The organism is Aminobacter ciceronei (genome assembly GCF_014138625.1).
Classification (GTDB): domain Bacteria; phylum Pseudomonadota; class Alphaproteobacteria; order Rhizobiales; family Rhizobiaceae; genus Aminobacter; species Aminobacter ciceronei.
Window position 1 is genome coordinate 171,986 of sequence record NZ_JACJHY010000006.1, and the last position, 17,204, is coordinate 189,189.

At 61.9% G+C, this 17,204-nt stretch carries 20 protein-coding genes and 1 pseudogene; 17 read left to right on the forward strand and 4 right to left on the reverse strand.

The window, feature by feature from the left end; all coding sequences use genetic code 11:
- The first annotated feature begins 26 nt into the window (after positions 1–26).
- The 4 genes from HNQ95_RS08740 (at position 27) to HNQ95_RS08755 (ending at position 1,956) form a co-directional block, all read left to right on the forward strand.
- Positions 27–773: an AzlC family ABC transporter permease gene (locus HNQ95_RS08740; RefSeq protein ID WP_067962437.1), complete on the forward strand. Its 747-nt coding sequence runs from the start codon at positions 27–29 to the stop codon at positions 771–773.
- Positions 770–1,117, forward strand: a complete 348-nt coding sequence (locus tag HNQ95_RS08745) for an AzlD domain-containing protein (protein ID WP_067966621.1) — start codon at positions 770–772, stop codon at positions 1,115–1,117. The genes HNQ95_RS08740 and HNQ95_RS08745 overlap by 4 nt, the downstream gene beginning before the upstream one ends.
- Before the next feature lie 117 nt (positions 1,118–1,234).
- Positions 1,235–1,552: a hypothetical protein gene (locus HNQ95_RS08750; protein WP_154386043.1), complete on the forward strand. Its 318-nt coding sequence runs from the start codon at positions 1,235–1,237 to the stop codon at positions 1,550–1,552.
- Positions 1,543–1,956, forward strand: coding sequence for a phosphatase PAP2 family protein (locus HNQ95_RS08755; RefSeq protein ID WP_182573870.1), 414 nt, complete (start codon positions 1,543–1,545; stop codon positions 1,954–1,956). Before HNQ95_RS08750 ends, HNQ95_RS08755 begins: the two co-directional genes overlap by 10 nt.
- Before the next feature lie 81 nt (positions 1,957–2,037).
- Here the strand turns inward: HNQ95_RS08755 and HNQ95_RS08760 are convergent, their stop codons facing one another.
- Complete coding sequence (locus tag HNQ95_RS08760) at positions 2,038–2,472, reverse strand: HIT family protein (protein ID WP_067962427.1); 435 nt, start codon at positions 2,470–2,472, stop codon at positions 2,038–2,040.
- Positions 2,473–2,560: 88 nt separating this feature from the next.
- Between HNQ95_RS08760 and HNQ95_RS08765 the strand changes: the two genes are divergently transcribed.
- The gene (locus HNQ95_RS08765; protein ID WP_067966619.1) at positions 2,561–2,890 is read left to right on the forward strand and encodes a DMT family transporter; all 330 of its coding nucleotides are present in this window, start codon (positions 2,561–2,563) and stop codon (positions 2,888–2,890) included.
- 3 nt (positions 2,891–2,893) lie between these two features.
- Here HNQ95_RS08765 and HNQ95_RS08770 read toward each other — a convergent pair whose 3' ends face one another.
- Genes HNQ95_RS08770 through HNQ95_RS08780 form a run of 3 tightly spaced genes read right to left on the reverse strand, consistent with a single transcriptional unit; the run spans position 2,894 to position 5,336 of the window.
- Complete coding sequence (locus HNQ95_RS08770; protein ID WP_182573871.1) at positions 2,894–4,096, reverse strand: GNAT family N-acetyltransferase; 1,203 nt, start codon at positions 4,094–4,096, stop codon at positions 2,894–2,896.
- A 38-nt stretch (positions 4,097–4,134) separates the two neighbouring features.
- Complete coding sequence (locus HNQ95_RS08775; protein ID WP_067966615.1) at positions 4,135–4,863, reverse strand: glycerophosphodiester phosphodiesterase; 729 nt, start codon at positions 4,861–4,863, stop codon at positions 4,135–4,137.
- A gap of 8 nt (positions 4,864–4,871) precedes the next feature.
- Positions 4,872–5,336: a RidA family protein gene (locus HNQ95_RS08780; RefSeq protein ID WP_182573872.1), complete on the reverse strand. Its 465-nt coding sequence runs from the start codon at positions 5,334–5,336 to the stop codon at positions 4,872–4,874.
- A gap of 143 nt (positions 5,337–5,479) precedes the next feature.
- On the opposite strand from HNQ95_RS08780, the gene HNQ95_RS08785 reads away from it, so the two are divergent.
- The 12 genes and pseudogenes from HNQ95_RS08785 (at position 5,480) to fabZ (ending at position 17,193) form a co-directional block, all read left to right on the forward strand.
- Entirely contained in the window at positions 5,480–6,307 is an 828-nt protein-coding gene (locus HNQ95_RS08785) for a cell envelope integrity EipB family protein (RefSeq protein ID WP_067962414.1), read from the forward strand.
- A 9-nt stretch (positions 6,308–6,316) separates the two neighbouring features.
- Positions 6,317–6,589, forward strand: a pseudogene (locus HNQ95_RS33595) (DUF4031 domain-containing protein); the annotation flags it as partial.
- A 363-nt stretch (positions 6,590–6,952) separates the two neighbouring features.
- Positions 6,953–7,735, forward strand: a complete 783-nt coding sequence (gene rpsB, locus HNQ95_RS08795) for a 30S ribosomal protein S2 (protein ID WP_067962398.1) — start codon at positions 6,953–6,955, stop codon at positions 7,733–7,735.
- A gap of 118 nt (positions 7,736–7,853) precedes the next feature.
- Complete coding sequence (gene tsf, locus HNQ95_RS08800; RefSeq protein WP_154386040.1) at positions 7,854–8,774, forward strand: translation elongation factor Ts; 921 nt, start codon at positions 7,854–7,856, stop codon at positions 8,772–8,774.
- A 107-nt stretch (positions 8,775–8,881) separates the two neighbouring features.
- Entirely contained in the window at positions 8,882–9,604 is a 723-nt protein-coding gene (pyrH, locus tag HNQ95_RS08805; RefSeq protein WP_182573874.1) for a UMP kinase, read from the forward strand.
- A 43-nt stretch (positions 9,605–9,647) separates the two neighbouring features.
- On the forward strand, positions 9,648–10,202 hold the full coding sequence (frr, locus tag HNQ95_RS08810; RefSeq protein WP_067962393.1) for a ribosome recycling factor: 555 nt from the start codon (positions 9,648–9,650) through the stop codon (positions 10,200–10,202).
- Positions 10,199–10,954: an isoprenyl transferase gene (locus HNQ95_RS08815; RefSeq protein ID WP_256441262.1), complete on the forward strand. Its 756-nt coding sequence runs from the start codon at positions 10,199–10,201 to the stop codon at positions 10,952–10,954. Before frr ends, HNQ95_RS08815 begins: the two co-directional genes overlap by 4 nt.
- A gap of 7 nt (positions 10,955–10,961) precedes the next feature.
- Positions 10,962–11,792, forward strand: coding sequence for a phosphatidate cytidylyltransferase (locus HNQ95_RS08820; RefSeq protein WP_067966611.1), 831 nt, complete (start codon positions 10,962–10,964; stop codon positions 11,790–11,792).
- 82 nt (positions 11,793–11,874) lie between these two features.
- Entirely contained in the window at positions 11,875–13,014 is a 1,140-nt protein-coding gene (gene rseP / locus HNQ95_RS08825; RefSeq protein ID WP_067962390.1) for an RIP metalloprotease RseP, read from the forward strand.
- 221 nt (positions 13,015–13,235) lie between these two features.
- Entirely contained in the window at positions 13,236–15,605 is a 2,370-nt protein-coding gene (gene bamA / locus HNQ95_RS08830) for an outer membrane protein assembly factor BamA (protein WP_067962386.1), read from the forward strand.
- A 72-nt stretch (positions 15,606–15,677) separates the two neighbouring features.
- A complete protein-coding gene (lpxD, locus tag HNQ95_RS08835; RefSeq protein WP_067962383.1) occupies positions 15,678–16,736 on the forward strand; it encodes a UDP-3-O-(3-hydroxymyristoyl)glucosamine N-acyltransferase in 1,059 nt (352 codons plus the stop codon).
- Positions 16,729–17,193, forward strand: a complete 465-nt coding sequence (gene fabZ / locus HNQ95_RS08840; protein ID WP_067962382.1) for a 3-hydroxyacyl-ACP dehydratase FabZ — start codon at positions 16,729–16,731, stop codon at positions 17,191–17,193. Before lpxD ends, fabZ begins: the two co-directional genes overlap by 8 nt.
- Positions 17,194–17,204: the final 11 nt, after the last annotated feature.

The window sequence follows — 17,204 nt, forward strand, 5'->3', positions numbered from 1 at the left end:
GGGAGGTCATGCTATGCGCGGTTTCAATGCCTGCTGACCACGCATCTCCAACGCCGAGCCTGTCGACACGCCGCCTCTGGTATCTGCGCGGCGTTCGCGCTGCCTTCTCGATCCCCGGCCTGATCCTCGCCAGCGCCTTTATCGGCTTTGCCGGGCTTGCCAAAGAGGCCGGGCTGACGCTTGCGCAGACCGTCTTCATGGTCGGCATGGTCTGGGCTCTTCCGGCCAAGGTGGTGCTGATCGGTGCCATTCTGTCAGGCGCTTCGCTGCCGGCGGCGGCCTTTGCGGTGGCGTTGTCATCGATACGTCTGACCCCGATGGTGGTGGCATTGGTGCCGGAGCTGCGTGGGCCGAGGACGCCGCGCTGGGTGCTCTATGTCCTGTCGCACTTCGTCGCCGTCACCTCCTGGGTGCTGGCGATGGAGCGGCTGCGCGGCATCCCGCGGGAGCTTCGCACCACCTACTATGCCGGGCTCGGCTCGACGCTCGTGCTCTTCAACATGGTGGTCACGGCGATCGTCTATCTCGTCGCCGACAGCCTGCCGCCTATCGTCTCGGCGGCATTGTTCCTGCTCACGCCGATGTACTTCCTGACCTCGCTCTGGGGCTCGGCGCGCGAGCGGGCAGGGCACGTTGCCATGATCCTCGGCCTCATTCTCGGCCCGCTTCTCCACCTCGTCGTGCCCGGCTTCGACCTGCTCGGCGCCGGCTTGATCGGCGGCGGTATCGCATTTGCCTTCCACAAGCGGGCGTGGCGGAGGACATCGGCATGACCTTCGCCGCTTTCGACAACTGGTGGTGGCCGTTCCTGTTCATCCTCGTCGGCGGCTGGCTCGCCACCGACGCCTGGCGCTTCCTTGGCGTCTATCTCGGCGACCGCCTGTCGGAGGACTCGGACCTGCTTGTCCTGGTCCGCGCACTCGCCACCGCACTCGTCGCCGCGGTCATCGGCAATCTGATCGTCTTTCCAAGCGGAGCGCTTGTCGACACCGCGCTTGCCCTCCGCATCGGTGCCGCCTGCGCTGGGTTCGTTGCCTATATCTGCCTCGGGCGAAAGATTTTGGTCGGCATCGTTGCGGCCGAGGTGATCCTGCTGGTAGGGATGTGGACATCCTGAGCTGCTGGGACATTGCCCGCATTCCAGAGCCACAGCGCTGGTTCCGCTGTGTCTCGGTACATTCGCGACAGCTTAATTTCTGATGCCTAATATCCTCCAAGGGTTGGGGGGTCCACAATGACTGAACTGGACGTGACGGCGCCTGAACTCAGGCAGCGGACTGATGCCCTGCTGTCCGTCAAAATGGCGCTCGTTGGTTTGCTGATTGCGATCGATGCGCAGTGGATAGGGGCGACGGACTTCGTTTTTGACCCTGTCAGCGCGGTCAAAGTAGTTGCCGTGGTATCCGGATTGGCGTCCATATCCTGGTTCTATGCCGTAATGCGCCCGGTCGAACGCTTCCAGGTCCTGTGTGCCGAAACAGCTGTGCTGTTGGCATTCTCTGCGGCCGCGGCCGTGCTCAGCGTTCTGGTGATTCCAACGACATGCCGCTGATCGACGACCGGTTGATCACATTCGACGCTGCGTTGGGTTTCGATTGGCGTGCCTATGTCGATCTCGCATACAAGCAGGCGTTTTTTGACATTCGCGCCGGCACATCACGCTTGATCTCACTTGACCACCCCCAAGGGCTCATTGCGTTCCCGTCCTATCACTGGACGCTGTCTGTGTTGACCGTGATTGCTTTCTGGAGGGTCAGGATCTGGTTCTGGCCTGTGTTGGCGCTGAACCTTGCCGTCATTTGTCTTCCCCAGTTGACGGCGGCCATCATCTTGCCGACGCGTTGGCCGGCGTTCTTGTGGCGTTTTTGGCCTGGGGGATGGCTGAGAAGCTCTCAACGGTTGTTGAAGGCCGGCTTGCCGTGGAAGCCATCGCGTGATCTGGAGCAGGGGCTCTGAAGTAGCGGTTGAGACTACGGCGCATTCGACAGGCCGGCCGCCGAGGCAGCGCTCTCGCTGGCCTGAAACGCGCTGCGTCTGTTATGCTCCCGCCAGCGCAGCCCTGATCTTCTCTGCGTTTGCCGCCAGCACTTCAGGCTTTTCCATCACCGCCGCGTGACCCTTGGGTGCGACGCCTTCGAAGCGAGGCACGATGTGGACGTGGAGATGGAACACCGTCTGGCCGGCCGGAGCTTCGTTGAACTGCGAGATCACGATGCCGTCGGCGTCGAAAGCTTGCTGGGCGGCCCTTGCCACCTTCTGGACTGCTGCGAACAGCCGGCCGAATGTCTCGGGTTCGGCGTCGAGAAGGTTGCGCGACGGCGTCTTGGGCACCACGAGCGTATGCCCGGTGCTCTGCGGCATGACATCCATGAACGCCACCACGGCATCGTCTTCGTAGACACGATGCGAGGGGATCTCGCCGCGCAGGATCTTGGCGAAGATGTTGTTTGGATCGTAACCGGCGCTCGACATGGCCTATCCCGTTTGCTGCGATTTCGTGGTGGATGTTTCGGCGCTGGCAGGCGGAACGTCAAGCCGCGGAAGGCTGCAAGGAGCTGAGTTGAACTACATCTATCTGATCGTGGCGGTGGCCTTCGAGGTCGTTGCAACCTCCGCCCTCAAGGAAACCAACGGTTTCACGCGGCTGTGGCCATCCGTCGTAGCACTGGCCGGCTATGCCTGCGCCTTCTATTTCCTTTCCCTTGTGCTGCGCCAGGTGCCGGTCGGCATCGTCTATGCGATGTGGTGCGGTGCCGGTATCGTCTTCATCACGGCGATTGCCTGGATCTGGTTCCGCCAGACGCTCGACCTGCCGGCACTTCTCGGCATCGGGCTGATCATGGCGGGCGTCATCGTGATCAACCTCTTCTCGAAGTCGATAGCCCACTGAACCTCAGCCGCGGCGGAACGGCCCGTGATCATCGAGATACTCGCCGATCTGGGCGACCTCCCGGCGTTCGCGCTCGAGATATTCAGCGACGGCGCGGCGAAGGCCGGGGTGGACGATGTAATGCGCCGACTGCGTCGTGACGGGGCGATAGCCGCGCGCCAGCTTGTGTTCACCTTGGGCGCCGGCCTCGACGATGCGCAGCTTGCGTTCTATGGCGAAGTCGATGGCCTGGTGATAGCAGACCTCGAAATGCAGGAAGGGGTGGTCCTCGATACAGCCCCAGTTGCGGCCGTAGAGCGTGTCGGAGCCGATGAAGTTGATCGCGCCGGCGATGTAGCGGCCGCCGCGCCTGGCCATGACCAGCAGCACGTCGTCGGCCATGCGTTCGCCGATCAGCGAGAAGAATGTCCGGTTGAGGTAAGGCCGACCCCATTTGCGGCCGCCGGTGTCCATGTAGAAGGCGAAGAAGTCGTCCCAGTGCGCTTCGGTGATGTCCTTGCCGGTCAGTCGTTCGATCGAAATGCCTTCGGTCAGCGCCTCGCGCCGCTCCTTCTTCAGCGCCTTGCGCTTGCGCGAGGCCAGCGTGGCGAGAAAGTCGTCATAGGTGCCGAAGCCTTCGTTGAAGAAATGGAACTGCTGGTCGGTGCGGCGAAGGAAGCCGGTGTCGGCGAGGATGTCGACTTCGTCCGGCTCGGCGAAGGTGACATGTGCCGACGACACCCCGACGCCCTCGGCGACACTGCGCAGCGCCGTTGCCAGCGCCGCCTTGGTTACGGTTGCCGTGTTGCCGGGAACAGCCAGAAGGCGAGGGCCGGTCGCCGGCGTGAACGGTATCGAAGCCTGGAGCTTGGGATAATATCGCCCGCCGGCGCGCTCGAAAGCGTCGGCCCAGCCATGGTCGAAGACATATTCGCCCTGGCTGTGTGATTTGGCGTAGCAGGCAAGGGCACCGAGAAAGCTGCCGTCGGCCTTTTCCAGCCGGAGATGGTGGCCTTGCCAACCGGTCTTGCGTACGGCGCAGCCGGATTCCTCGAGGATGCTCAGAAAATCAAATGAAACAAACGGGTTATAGGCCGATCCTGAAGCCTTTGACGCGCCTGAGAGGCTGTTCCAGTCGTCGCGTCCGAATTCGCTGATGCTTGAGACGACGCGGACGGCGTAGTCGCCATCCGCATTCGTCGCCCCGACATCGCTCGCATTGCTCATGCGTAGTTACTTACGCTCGATAACAGCCGTTGCAAGGGTCAGGCCACCGCCAGCGCATCGGGATCAAAACCCTCGAAGGTCATCTGGTCGGCCTGCGCGAAGGTCGTCCGCACGGCGTCTTCGTCGCGCACTGTCCAGGTGATGACCGGCATGGCGAGCTTGTCGCGCACAAAGCTGACGAACCTGTTCGGCAGGTGCGTCACGGAGTAGGAAACAAACGAAATGCCGTGTGCCAGCATCGAAAAATGTGCTTCGAGCTCGTGATCCAGATCGCCCCAGGCGGTCAGTCCGGCCGGAATGCCCGGTGCGTGACGGGAGAAGTCGCGGATCAGCCAATGATCGAAGGACATGATCGCGGCCTTGCCCTTGTAGTTGCGCAAGGCCGCCGCCACGCGTTCGACGAGTTCGCCGTCATGCCCGGGAATGCCCTTGAGTTCGATGACCAGGGGTACGCGCCCGTCGACCAGTTTGAGCATTTCGGCAAGCGTCGGCACATGATCGGCGGTGCCGCCGACGCGAAGTGCCGCAAGCTCGCGTGTCGTACGCTGCCAGATGAAGCCATCCGTACCCGTCAGCCGGTTGAGCACGTCGTCATGAAACACGGCAACGTCGCCGTTGGCGGTCAGATGGACATCGCACTCGATGGCAAAGCCGCGCGCCGCTGCGCGCTCAAAGGCGGACAGCGTGTTTTCCCAGCAGGTCTTGTTGAGGTCGTGCAGGCCGCGATGAGCAATCGGGCGGGCGGTCAGCCAGGATAGGTCGGTCATGAGGCCGCTCATTCGTGCTCGATGATGGCTTCGATCTCGACGGCGGCATTCAGCGGCAGCGAGGCGACGCCGACGGCCGAACGCGCATGCTTGCCGCGGTCGCCAAGTGCCGCGACCAGGAAGTCGGACGCACCATTGGCGACGAGATGCTGCTCGGTGAAGTCCGAGGACGAAGCGACAAAGACGCTGATCTTGACAATGCGACGGATCTTTTCGAGCTCGCCAAGAGCTGCCTTTGCCTGGGCGAGGATGTTAACGGCGCACTGCTTGGCCGCCTCCTTGCCGCCTGCAACGTCGACATCGCGGCCAAGCAGGCCGGTGACGGTGAGCTTGCCGTCCTTGAGCGGCAGCTGACCGGCGGTGAAGACGAGATTGCCCGAGCCCATGAAGGGCACGTAGTTGGCGGCGGGGGCTGCGGCTTCGGGCAAGGTGATGCCAAGATCGCTTAGCCGCTTTTCGATTGTTTCGCCCATCGTCTTTCCTTATCTCTGAGTCTCGTGTGGCGGGTGAGGCTGCGCCGAAACTGCTATGTTTGCCTCGCTTCCGCCACGACTTTTTTTAAGGTGGACCATCATTCAAGGCGGCTTGTCATGGCCGCGCCGATCGGAGCCAGTGTATGCGCGCAAAGCGCCTTGTTCTTCTTGCCACCCTGTCCACCTCGCTGCTGTCCCTGACGCCAGCTCTTGCGGCTCCCGTGCTTGCGCCCCATCGCGCCGTCTATGATCTGGTGCTCGACCAGGCCTCCGACCGGTCAGGGATAACAGGCCTTTCCGGGCGCATGGTCTATGAGTTCAATGGCTCCGCTTGCGAAGGCTACACGGTCAAGTTCCGCTTCGTGACCCAGATCGCGACCAGCGAGAACACGCGGCTGACCGATCAGCAGACGACCACCTTCGAGGACGGCGAGGGCAAGACCTTCTCGTTCGTCACCAAATCCTTCGTCGATCAGAACCTCGACCGCGAGGTCAAGGGCACGGCGACGCGCGAAGCCAACGGGCTCAAGGTCGCTTTGGAAAAACCGTCGGCGGGTTCCGTCGACCTCGCGAAGACGCAGTTCCCGACCCAGCATCTCGTCGAGCTGATCGACAAGGCCGAGAAGGGCGAGACCTTTTATGAAACGAGCCTGTTCGACGGCTCCGAGGACGCCGACAAGGTGATGACCACCACCGTCATCGTCGGCAAGAAGAGCGAGGCGCCGGAGGCCGATCCGGAGCGCCCTGCGCTTGCGGCACTCGCCAAGGACAAGTTCTGGCCGGTCGACATCGCCTATTTCGACGAAAGCAAGGGCGGCGGTGAGGAAGTGCCGGAGTATCGCATCAGCTTCAAGCTGCATGAGAACGGCCTGACGCGCGACTTGGTGATGGATTACGGCGATTTCTCGATGACCGGCAAGCTGGTTAATCTATCGTTGTTTCCTGTGCCGCAAGGCGACTGCAAGCATTAGGCCGCTGTCGTGGCGGTCTATGTCGACGCGGCAATCTGGAAGTGGGTGGGCCATCGCTGGTGCCACCTGCTCGCCGACGACACCGACGAGTTGCATCGTTTCGCCGCCCAGCTCGGCCTGAAGCGTTCGTCCTATCAGGGCCCGCCCAAGACCTCGGCGCCGCATTACGACATTACAGGCTTCGAGCGTGATCGTGCCGTGCGTCTTGGCGCGATCGAATGCAGTCGCGACGAGATCGTGGCGGTGTTTCGCCGCGTGCGCGTGCGCAACTTCAAGCGCCGCGAACCCAAGGTGGTGCGGGAACCGGTGGAACAGGAGCCCGGCATGTCGCGCTGGGCGGCCGGCAGCTGATCTTCTGTTCCGAAGGGAATCGCTGCCAAGGAATCCTCTGCCTGACCAGTGGCGATCGTGCGCTTCGGGAGGCTTTGGTTGAGGCCCACAAGCACGGAAAGCCTCGATTTCCCGGGCAATCGGGCCGGTCCCGGGGTTGCGCTCACCAGCCAATACGTCTATATGCCGCCGCATTCCACACACGGACTTCGGTTTCTGTCCGGGAGAAATCCGGCTGAGACCCCCCGGTGGCGTTTCGAGCATCCAGCGAAAAGCGTCATTGTCCGTGGAGGCCAACCGGATAAGGAAATAACGATGGCACTGCCTGATTTCAGCATGCGCCAGCTTCTTGAAGCTGGTTCTCACTTCGGCCACCAGACCCACCGCTGGAACCCGAAGATGGCGCCCTACATCTATGGCGCCCGCAACAACATCCACATCATCGACCTGTCGCAGACTGTTCCGCTTCTGCACCAGGCTCTCAAGCAGGTTTCGGACGTCGTTTCGCGCGGCGGCCGCGTGCTGTTCGTCGGCACCAAGCGTCAGGCTTCGGACATCGTTGCTGACGCTGCTCAGCGTTCGGCCCAGTACTATGTCAACTCGCGTTGGCTCGGCGGCATGCTGACCAACTGGAAGACGATCTCGAACTCCATCCAGCGCCTGCGCAAGCTCGACGAGCTGCTCGCTGGCGAAGCCCACGGCTTCACCAAGAAGGAGCGCCTGAACCTCGAGCGCGAGCGCGAAAAGCTGGACAAGGCCCTCGGCGGCATCAAGGACATGGGCTCGACGCCGGACCTGATGTTCGTGATCGACACCAACAAGGAAGCCATCGCCATCCAGGAAGCCAAGCGTCTCGGCATTCCGGTTGTCGCGATCATCGATTCGAACTGCGATCCGGATAAGATCGACTTCCCGATCCCCGGCAACGACGACGCTGCCCGCGCCATCCAGCTCTACTGCGATCTGGTTGCCAAGGCTGCGATCGACGGTATCGCTCGCCAGCAGGGCGCGCTCGGTGTCGACATCGGCGCATCGGCCGAAGCCCCGGTTGAGCCTGCGCTCGACGAGACTCCGTCGACTGAAGCGCCCCAGGCGTAATCACGAAGGCCGGGAGACCGGCCTTCCTTTTCAGGATTGGGCGCAACCAGCGCCGGCGTTCGGCGCATCATCGAACCCTCGGTGGTGCGCTCGCGCATTTTGAAGCAAAGAGGCCACAATGAGCATTTCGGCAGCACAGGTTAAAGAACTCCGCGAACTCTCGGGCGCGGGTATGATGGATTGCAAGGCGGCTCTCACCGAGACCGGCGGCGACATGGAAGCCGCGGTCGACTGGCTGCGCAAGAAGGGTATCTCCAAGGCCGACAAGAAGGCCAGCCGTACCGCGGCCGAGGGCCTGGTCGGCGTCGATGCCGGCATGCGCGAAGCCGTCGTCGTCGAAGTCAACTCGGAGACCGACTTCGTTGCCCGCAACGCCGCCTTCCAGGAAATCGTCGCCAACGTGTCGAAGGTCGCTCTCGCTTATGGCGACACCGACGCTGTTGCCGCTGCGAAGTATCCGGGTTCGGACAAGTCCGTTGCCGACACTATCAAGGACGCTGTCGGCACCATTGGCGAGAACATGAGCTTCCGCCGTTCGGTCAAGCTGTCGGTTTCTGAAGGCGTCGTTGCGACCTATGTCCACAACGCGGTTGCCGACAACCTCGGCAAGCTCGGCGTGCTGGTCGCTATCGAGACCGCCGGCAATCATGACGCGGCCCGCGCCTTCGCGCGTCAGGTCGCCATGCACGTTGCTGCGACCAACCCGCTGGCCCTGACGCCCGACGAAGTCGACGCTTCTGCCGTCGAGCGCGAAAAGTCGATCTTCGCCGATCAGGCCCGCCAGTCGGGCAAGCCGGAGAACATCATCGAGAAGATGGTCGAAGGCCGCATGCGCAAGTTCTACGAGGAAGTCGTGCTGTTGAAGCAGGCTTTCGTGCTCAACCCCGACCTGACGGTCGAGGCGGCACTGAAGGACGCTGAAAAGCAGATCGGCGCGCCGGCAAAGATCACCGGCTACGTTCGCTTCGCGCTCGGTGAAGGCATCGAGAAGGAAGAGAGCGACTTCGCCGCTGAGGTCGCCGCGGCCGTCAAGGGCTAAAAAGCAGCGCTGCATCAAGCGCTTCCTGAGGATAGCCGAAGGGCGCCGCGTGACATCGCGGCGCCCTTCGTGTATCGGAACCCAAATTCAACAGCCGCGAGGAACCCATGACCGACAAGCCGCTCTACCGGCGCGTACTGCTTAAGGCGTCGGGTGAAGCCCTGATGGGCGAGCAGCATTTCGGCATCGATGTTTCCGTTGTCGACCGTATTGCCAGCGACATCGCCGAGGCGAGGGCGCTCGGCGTCGAGGTCGGCGTAGTCATTGGCGGCGGCAACATCTTCCGCGGCGTGGCAGTGGCATCCAAGGGTGGCGATCGCGTCACTGGCGACCACATGGGCATGCTTGCCACCATCATCAATTCGCTGGCTCTGCGCACCTCGCTGCACAAGCTTGGCGTTGATGCCGTGGTGCTTTCGGCGATCGCCATGCCCGAACTGTGCGAGAGCTTCTCGCAGCGCCAGGCAACCGCTTACATGGATGCCGGCAAGGTCGTGATTTTTGCCGGTGGCACGGGCAACCCATTCTTCACCACCGATTCGGCAGCGGCCCTGCGTGCCGCCGAGATTGGCGCTGACGCGCTGTTCAAGGGCACCCAGGTCGATGGTGTCTATTCGGCCGATCCCAAGAAGGACCCAGTTGCGACGCGCTTCGAACGCATCACGCACGCCGAAGTCATCACAAAAGGCCTGTCCATCATGGATACGGCCGCGATTGCTCTTGCGCGCGAAAACAACATCCCGATAATCGTCTATTCGATCCATGAAAAAGGCGGGTTCGGCGAAATATTGAAAGGTGGCGGCCGCTGCACGATTGTTACGGACGCCTGACGATTGGAACGATGGCCCCGAAATCGGGACCAAGGAGACTGCAATGAGCACGGATTACAGCGATCTTCAGCGCCGCATGGAAGGCGCCATCAACGCCTTCAAGCACGACCTCGCCTCGCTGCGCACGGGCCGTGCCTCGAGCAACCTGCTCGATCCGATCCACGTCCAGGCCTATGGCTCGTCGATGCCGCTCAACCAGGTAGCCACAGTGTCCGTGCCTGAGCCGCGCATGATCTCGGTCTCGGTCTGGGACAAGTCTATGGTCGGTGCTGTCGATCGCGCCATCCGTGAATCCAACCTCGGCTTCAACCCGATCGTCGACGGCACCAACCTGCGCATTCCGCTGCCGGAGCTCAACGAGCAGCGCCGCAAGGAACTGGTCAAGATCGCCCACACCTACGCCGAGAACGCCAAGGTCGCCACCCGCCATGTGCGCCGCGACGGCATGGACGCACTCAAGAAGGCCGAGAAGGATGGCGACATCAGCCAGGACGACCAGCGCGTCCAGTCCGACAAGGTCCAGAAGCTGACCGACGATACGATCAGCCAGATCGACAGCCTGCTCGCAGGCAAAGAAGCCGAGATCATGCAAGTCTGAGGCAGGCATACGGCCGGCCCGAAAGCGAACGGATGACTACGCCCGCGCATGTCGCGATTATCATGGACGGCAACGGTCGCTGGGCAAAAGCCCGCGGCCTGCCGCGCGTTGCGGGCCACCGGGCCGGAGTCGAGGCGTTGCGCCGCACCGTTCGTGCCGCCGCAGACCTCGGTATTTCCTGGTTGACCGTCTACGCCTTCTCCTCGGAGAACTGGTCGCGGCCCAAGTCCGAGGTCACCGACCTCATGGGGTTGCTCAAGATCTTCATTCGGCGCGATCTTGCCGAACTCCACAACAGCGGTGTGCGCGTCCAGATCATCGGCGACAGGGCCACGCTGCAGCCCGATATCCGCAGCCTGCTCGAGGAAGCCGAAACGCTGACATCGGGCAATGATGCGCTGACGCTGGTCATCGCGTTCAACTATGGCGGGCGCGACGAGATCGCGCGCGCCGCGCGCCGGCTGGCGGAAGCGGTCAAGCGTGGCGACATTTCAAGCGAGCAGATCACGCCGGAGCTGTTTGCCGAGGAACTCGACACATCGGGCATTCCTGATCCCGATCTGGTCATTCGCACCAGCGGCGAAATCCGGCTCTCCAATTTCCTGCCCTGGCAGTCGGCCTACAGCGAGCTGATCTTCCAGCCTTGCTACTGGCCGGATTTCACCCGCGAGCATCTGTCGGAGGCCTTGCGCGAATATACTGGCCGCGAACGCCGTTTTGGCGGGCTTGCAGCGCGCGACGTCGCTTCGTGACCTTGCCATGAGCAATCTCCAGCTCCGGACAATTTCAGCGATCGTGCTGGCAGCTGCTGTGCTGTTGCTGACATGGCTGGGCGGGCTGCCGTTCAGGATGCTGACCGCGGCGATAGCGCTTGCCATCTTCTACGAATGGTCGCGCATGTCGCGGCCGAACAGCGAGACAGGATGGGCTGGCGGCAACCTCAACATGCTGCCGGAAGTGTTCATCCTGATGTTCGCCGGCGCCTTGGTCGCGGGCATTCCGGCACTTGCGCTGATCATCCTGGCCGCTGTCTTCACGTTCATCCTGTGGGGGCTGGGCAAGCTGCGCAGGGCAGGGGCGTGGGAAGCTGCCGGCTTTGGCTATTCTGCGCTCTCCGGCCTGTCCCTTGCCCTGTTGCGCGGCGACGACGCGTCGGGCCTCGTCGCCATCCTGTTTCTGTTCGCGGTTGTCTGGGCGACGGACATTTTTGCCTATTTTGTCGGCCGCAAGGTCGGCGGGCCCAAGCTGGCACCGGCCATTTCGCCCGGCAAGACGCGCAGCGGCGCTGTTGGCGGCGCTGTCGGTGGTGTGGTTGCCGGACTGTTGCTCGCCAACTTTGCCGGTACGGGCAATTTGTTCCTCCTGGCCGTGATAGGCCTGCTGCTTTCGGTGATCTCGCAGGCCGGCGATCTGTTCGAATCATGGGTCAAGCGTCGGCATGGCTACAAGGATTCGGGGTCGCTGATTCCCGGCCATGGCGGCGTGATGGACCGCGTCGATGGGCTTGTCGCGGCTGCATTTGCCCTATACGTCATCGGCTGGATGTCCGGTTCCGCCGACCATCCGGCTCAGGGATTGTTTCCGGCCTGAGCGACCAAATTCAGGGGCGCAAGCCTCGGGCAAGGCGCGGTGCTGCACTTGAAGCGCCAAGGTATCTGGTTGAGGGCTTGAATTGAGCGAGTATCTTCCCGCGTTCCTGACTACGGATGGTCTCCTGATCGGCACCATCGTGCCGTTCCTGTTCGTGCTCACCATCGTCGTGTTCGTGCACGAGATGGGCCATTATCTGGTCGGCCGCTGGTGCGGTATCGGTGTGAAGGCCTTTTCGATCGGCTTCGGCCCCGAACTGCTCGGCTTCAACGATCGTCGCGGTACGCGTTGGAAGCTTTGCGCCATTCCCTTGGGCGGCTACGTCAAGTTCGTCGGCGACATGAGCGTCACCAGCAAGCCGGAGGGCGGCGGGGACGACAATCTCAGTGCCGCCGAACGTAAGATCGCGTTCCATACGCAACCAGTGTGGAAGCGCGCGGCGACCGTGTTCGCCGGACCGCTTTTCAATTTCCTGCTGACGATTGCCGTATTCACTGTGCTGTTTTCGGCTTATGGCCGCTATGTCATGGAGCCGACGGTTGCCGAGGTGCGCGCCGCCAGCCCGGCGGCGAATGCCGGTATCCAGCCGGGCGACCGATTCGTCAGTGTCGACGGCCAGCCGGTGGAAACCTTCTCCGACGTCCAGCGCATCGTCTCGGGGCGCGGTGGCGATCCGCTTACCTTCGTGATGATGCGCGACGGCAAGGAAGTCTCTGTTACGGCGACGCCCGAAGTGATGGAGCAGAAGGACGCGCTCGGCAATTCGGTCAAGGTTGCGGTCATTGGCGTCGTCAACAATGAGGAGCTGGGGCAGCCCAGGCTCATCAGCTACAGCCCAGGCGGCGCATTTGTGCAGGCGGTTTCCGAAACCGGGCACATCATCGAGCGTACCGGTCAGTTCCTGAAGCGATTCGTCGTTGGCCGGGAGGACAAGTGTCAGCTCGGTGGACCGGTCAAGATCGCCGACATGGCCGGCAAGGCGGCCCAACTGGGCTTCGTCTGGCTGGTGCAATTGGTGGCTCTTTTGTCGGTCGGCATCGGTTTTCTGAACCTTCTGCCGATTCCTCCACTCGACGGCGGCCACTTGGCGTTCTATGCAGTTGAAGCTGTCATCAGGCGCCCTGTTTCCGAGCGGGCGATGGAGGCTGTATATCGAGTGGGGATGGTTCTCGTGCTGGCGTTTATGGGCTTCGTTTTCTGGAACGACCTGTTTGGCTGCTGAAATCATGAAGAAATTTGGGGCCGGCAAGGGGTCCGTTGAGAGGGCGTTTACCATCCGGGGCGGTATGCGTGACGCGAAAGTCACGCTCGCTGAGGAAGTAAGCGCAAATTAACCAGAAGCCTTGCGTGTAGGGAAAATCCAGTTATTACGGTACGGGAAATTACCGCGACGTCCGGTTTTCTCGCCGTGGGGACTTCGAGAAAAGGTTGTAAAGGCCGACTATGAAGGCAGCACTTAAGTTTGCGAGCGCCGCGTCCGCGGTTGCTCTTTCCGCCGCTCTGGCCATTCCAGGCGCAGTGGCGGTCCAGTTTGTTGCCGTGTCAGCCGCGCAAGCGGCGGTGGTCAACCGAGTCGAAGTGCGCGGCAATCAGCGCGTCGATGCGGATACCGTCCGCAACTACATCTCCATCAAGCCCGGCAAGTCGTTCTCGAACACCGATATCGACGACGCGGTGAAGGCGCTGTTCGGCAGCGGCCTGTTCTCCGACGTCCGCATCAACCAGGTCGGCTCGACGCTTGTCGTTCAGGTTTCCGAATATCAGGTCGTCAACAACGTGCTGTTCCAGGGCAACAAGAAGCTCAAGGACGCGGCACTCGGTGGCGCCATCCAGCTCAAGCCGCGCGGCGCATTTTCACAGGCAGCGCTTGAGGCTGACACCCAGGCGATCAAGGAAGCCTACAAGCGCGTCGGTCGTGACGACGTCACCGTCGGCACACAGATCATGGATCTCGGCGAAAACCGCGTGAACGTGGTGTTCGAGATCAATGAAGGCGGCCGCACGAAGATCGCCGCGATCAATTTCGTCGGCAACGACGCCTATGGCGATCGCCGCCTCGCAGACGTCATCTCGACCAAGCGCTCGTCGTTCCTGTCGTTCATGTTGCGTGACGACATCTATGATGAAGACCGCCTGCGCGCCGACGAGGAAGCGCTGCGTCGCTTCTATTTCAATCATGGCTACGCCGACTTCCAGGTTGTTTCCGCCTTCGGCGAACTCGACGAGGCGACCAACCAGTACACCATCACGATCACCGTTGACGAAGGCCAGCGCTACACGTTTGGCGATGTGTCGGTCGAAAGCAGCATCCCCGAGGTCGACGGCGCGAGCCTGCAGCGTCTCGTCGAGACGCGCAAGGGCGATGTTTACAACGCCAAGGACGTCGAAGATTCGATCATCGCGATCACCGAGAACGTTGCCGGCGCGGGCTATGCCTTCGCCAAGGTGACGCCGCGCGGTGACCGCAATTTCGAAAACCGCACCATCTCGGTCGTCTACACCGTCGACCAGGGCGCCAAGGCTTATGTCGAGCGCATCGAAATCCGCGGCAACGAACGCACCCGCGATTTCGTGATCCGTCGCGAATTCGACGTCTCCGAAGGCGATGCCTTCAACCAGGTGCTGATCCAGCGCGCCAAGAAGCGCCTCGAGGCGCTGAACTTCTTCGAGCGTGTCGAAGTGTCGACCGCTCCCGGATCGCAGCCTGACCAGGTCGTGCTGGTTGTCGATCTGGTCGAGAAGTCGACCGGCGAGTTCTCGATCGGCGCCGGCTATTCGACCGGTGGCGACAATGCCGGCCCTTCTGTGGAAGGCTCGATCACCGAGCGCAACTTCCTCGGCCGCGGCCAGTTCATCAAGTTCTCCGCCGGTGGCGGCAAGAACTCGCGCGACTACAGCTTCTCGTTTACCGAGCCGTATTTCCTCGGTCGCCGTATCGCTGCCGGCTTTGACGTCTATCGTCAGACCCGCAAGTACGACGACAAGTACCAGAGCGACATTACGGGTGGCACCATCCGTTTCGGCCTGCCGATCACCAACAACATCTCGACGCAACTTGCCTACAACATCGCGCAAGAGAAGTATGAGTATGATGAGGACTGTCTGAGCGGCGGTGTTCTTGACCCTGCGAAGTGCACGATCTCGCCGGCGATCAAGGATGGCATCGCCAACAGTCCGTGGATCAAGTCGTCGGTCAGCGGTACGCTGGTCTACAACACCATCGACGACATGAAAAACCCGCGTAACGGCATCTACGCCAACTTCACGACCGAAGTGGCTGGTCTTGGCGGCGACGCGAAGTTCGTCAAGTTCACGGGCCGTGCGAGCTACTATCAGACGCTGTCGGAAGAGCTTGATATCGTTGGCCTCGTATCGGCTGGCGCCGGTCACATCCAGGGCTTCGGCGACGACGGCCTGCGCGTCTTCGATCACTTCAAGAACAATGATCGTATGATCCGCGGCTTCGAGTACAACGGCATCGGACCGTACGACAAGAACGGTGGCGACCATCTCGGCGGCACGACCTACTTCAATGCGTCTGCCGAAGCACAGTTCCCGATCCCGGTCGTGCCGGAGAGCTTCGGCCTGCGTGGCGCCGTCTTTGCGGATGCAGCGACGCTTTATGGTAGCAAGGTTAATGTCGCGGGCACCAACATCGTCTCGACTGACATGGAATTGCGTGCCTCGGTCGGTGTCGGTCTGCTCTGGGCTTCGCCATTCGGCCCGCTGCGCATCGACTATGCGGTACCGGTCAAGAAGCTGGACACCGACAATACGCAGGAATTCAACTTCGGCATTTCGACCCGCTTCTAATTGCGTGGTACAACGTTTCCGGGCTGTCACGGCCCGGAAACTCTTTGCCCGGCTTGGCTGGAACAGCATTTCATGACGGATCCGGTATTTTTTGTGCCGTCACGCCGCTACACGGTGGGCGAGGTGGCCGGCCTTACCGGCGCGATGCTCGTCGACCCCAAACATTCCGATATCGCCATCTCGACCATCGCAGCGGCAAGCAGCGGTGGCGATGGCGCTTTGGTGTTTGTCGACGGCAAGCGCAACGCAGCACCGCTCAAGTCGCTGCATGCTGCCGCTGTCCTGTGCACGTCTGACGTTGCCGACCTCGTGCCTGATGGCATTGCCATTCTCGTTTCGCCGCGTCCGCAGCAGGCCTTTGCCCGCATCGGCAGGCTAATTTATCCGGATGCCGAGCGCCCGGTAGGTGTGAGCGGTGAAGCAGGCATTTCGCCATTCGCCCACATTGATCCGACCGCTCATGTCGAGCCAGGCGCCGTCATCGAGGCTGGTGTGGTGATCGGCCCGAACGCGGCAGTCGGCAGCGGGACTGTGGTATCCGCTCATGCGGTCATCGGTCGTTCGACCCAGATCGGCCGCTATTGTTATGTCGGCCCGCACAGCTCGATCCAATATGCGCTTATCGGTAATGGCGTCATCATTCATGCCGGCGCCCGCATCGGCCAGGACGGCTTTGGTTTCGCCGGCGGTGCGCGCGGTCCTGAACGCATCCCGCAGATAGGCCGCGTCATCATCCAGGACAATGTCGAGATCGGCGCCAATTCGACCGTCGATCGTGGCGCCATGTCGGACACGGTCATCGGCGAAAACTCGAAGATCGACAATCTCGTGCAGATCGCCCACAACGTGCGCATTGGCCGCAATTGCGTTATTGCGGGGCTGACGGGTATTTCGGGCTCGGTTGTCGTCGGCGACAACGTGATGATGGGCGGCGGCGTCGGCCTGGCCGATCACCTGACCATCGGATCGGGGGCGCAGCTGGCAGCGCGCAGCGGCCTGATGCACGACGTGCCGGCAGGCGAAGTTTGGGCAGGATTTCCTGCAAAACCAATGAAATTGGCAATGCGCGAGTTCGCGTTGATCAGAAAAATGGCCATGGGAAAACCAAAGGGGGGTGGGAGCAGTGACTGACCAGGCGACCAGGACACTTGAAGCCGTCGACATCCTCGGCCTGCACAAGCTGCTGCCGCATCGTTACCCGTTCCTGCTGATCGATCGCATCGTCGACATCGACGGCGACGATTCCGCTGTCGGCATCAAGAACGTCACCTTCAACGAACCGCACTTCCAAGGGCATTTCCCGGGCCATCCGGTCATGCCCGGCGTGCTGATCATCGAGGCCATGGCACAGACGGCGGGCGCCATCTGCCTGCGGCTGGTCGTCGACGAAACGCCGTCGCTTGTGTACCTGATGACGGTCGACGGCGCCAAGTTCCGCAAGCCGGTCGTGCCGGGAGACCAGCTCCGCATTCACGTCAAGAAGATCAAGAAGCGCGGCAACATCCTGAAGTTCGCCTGCGACGCGCAGGTCAATGGTGCGACCGTAGCCGAAGCAGAGGTGGCCGCGATGATGGTGCCCAAGGAATAAGCAACAACTCC

Coding starts and splice junctions, on each gene's coding strand:
- HNQ95_RS08740 (WP_067962437.1), top strand. CDS start 27: ATGCCTGCTGACCACGCATCTCCAACGCCGAGCCTGTCGACACGCCGC.
- HNQ95_RS08745 (WP_067966621.1), top strand. CDS start 770: ATGACCTTCGCCGCTTTCGACAACTGGTGGTGGCCGTTCCTGTTCATC.
- HNQ95_RS08750 (WP_154386043.1), top strand. CDS start 1,235: ATGACTGAACTGGACGTGACGGCGCCTGAACTCAGGCAGCGGACTGAT.
- HNQ95_RS08755 (WP_182573870.1), top strand. CDS start 1,543: ATGCCGCTGATCGACGACCGGTTGATCACATTCGACGCTGCGTTGGGT.
- HNQ95_RS08760 (WP_067962427.1), bottom strand. CDS start 2,472: ATGTCGAGCGCCGGTTACGATCCAAACAACATCTTCGCCAAGATCCTG.
- HNQ95_RS08770 (WP_182573871.1), bottom strand. CDS start 4,096: ATGAGCAATGCGAGCGATGTCGGGGCGACGAATGCGGATGGCGACTAC.
- HNQ95_RS08775 (WP_067966615.1), bottom strand. CDS start 4,863: ATGACCGACCTATCCTGGCTGACCGCCCGCCCGATTGCTCATCGCGGC.
- HNQ95_RS08780 (WP_182573872.1), bottom strand. CDS start 5,336: ATGGGCGAAACAATCGAAAAGCGGCTAAGCGATCTTGGCATCACCTTG.
- HNQ95_RS08785 (WP_067962414.1), top strand. CDS start 5,480: ATGCGCGCAAAGCGCCTTGTTCTTCTTGCCACCCTGTCCACCTCGCTG.
- rpsB (WP_067962398.1), top strand. CDS start 6,953: ATGGCACTGCCTGATTTCAGCATGCGCCAGCTTCTTGAAGCTGGTTCT.
- tsf (WP_154386040.1), top strand. CDS start 7,854: ATGAGCATTTCGGCAGCACAGGTTAAAGAACTCCGCGAACTCTCGGGC.
- pyrH (WP_182573874.1), top strand. CDS start 8,882: ATGACCGACAAGCCGCTCTACCGGCGCGTACTGCTTAAGGCGTCGGGT.
- frr (WP_067962393.1), top strand. CDS start 9,648: ATGAGCACGGATTACAGCGATCTTCAGCGCCGCATGGAAGGCGCCATC.
- HNQ95_RS08820 (WP_067966611.1), top strand. CDS start 10,962: ATGAGCAATCTCCAGCTCCGGACAATTTCAGCGATCGTGCTGGCAGCT.
- bamA (WP_067962386.1), top strand. CDS start 13,236: ATGAAGGCAGCACTTAAGTTTGCGAGCGCCGCGTCCGCGGTTGCTCTT.
- lpxD (WP_067962383.1), top strand. CDS start 15,678: ATGACGGATCCGGTATTTTTTGTGCCGTCACGCCGCTACACGGTGGGC.